This is a genomic window from Pseudomonas sp. Colony2 (genome assembly GCF_019382755.1).
Classification (GTDB): Bacteria; Pseudomonadota; Gammaproteobacteria; order Pseudomonadales; family Pseudomonadaceae; genus Aquipseudomonas.
This window is the reverse complement of the sequence record NZ_CP080030.1, coordinates 3,904,604-3,905,423: the sequence shown is the minus strand read 5'-3', so window position 1 is coordinate 3,905,423 and position 820 is coordinate 3,904,604. Positions and strand designations below refer to the sequence as shown.

Here is an 820-nt window from a genome sequence, read left to right as displayed (position 1 = left end):
TTTGCTACCGTCGCCGCCGGGTCCATCAATCGGATGGCGTTGGCATTGGGTGGAGTTGGTTTGCAAAAGAAAATCGCAGCAGAGTTTCTTGGGACGTTCTGGTTGACCTTCGGCGGGTGCGGCAGCGCGATACTGGCCGCGGCGTTTCCGGAGCTTGGGATCGGCTTCGCCGGTGTCGCCCTGGCCTTTGGCTTGACGGTGCTGACCATGGCCTACGCGGTGGGCAGTATTTCCGGTGCGCACTTCAACCCGGCGGTGACTATCGGCTTGTGGGTGGGACGCCGGATGCCGGGGGGGGACGTGGTGCCGTACATCATTGCCCAGGTGGCTGGTGCGATTGTCGCCGCCGCCGTGTTGGCGCTGATCGCCAGTGGCCGTCCGGGGTTTGAAGTGGGTGCTTTCGCCGCCAACGGCTATGGCCAGTTGAGCCCCGGGCAGTACAGCCTGCTGGCCGCGTTGGTGGTCGAGGCGGTGGCGACGTTCTTTTTTGTGTTCATCATCATGCGTGTCACCGGCCCGGGTGCGGCTGTCGGATTTGCGCCGATTGCCATTGGCCTGACCCTGACGCTGATTCACCTGGTGGCCATCCCCGTCACCAACACCTCGGTCAACCCCGCGCGCAGCACCGGGCCGGCATTGTTTGCCGGCGGGGAATACCTGATGCAGTTGTGGCTATTCTGGGCGGCACCGATAGCGGGTGCGGTGGTGGGCGCCATCGTTGCCCGCGCGGTTACCTGCCCCCGGGAGGCGTAAGCCTACCAGCTCATGCGTACCCCGGCGTTACCGCTGAAACCCTCCAGCGTGTTGCTGTCCAGTTGGG

Annotated in this window: 1 protein-coding gene; it reads left to right on the top strand. The window is 64.5% G+C overall.

Annotated elements, in window-relative coordinates:
* Window positions 1–60 precede the first annotated feature (60 nt).
* A complete protein-coding gene (aqpZ, locus tag JV201_RS15300; RefSeq protein ID WP_177042236.1) occupies window positions 61–753 on the top strand; it encodes an aquaporin Z in 693 nt (230 codons plus the stop codon).
* The last annotated feature ends 67 nt before the right edge of the window (window positions 754–820 follow it).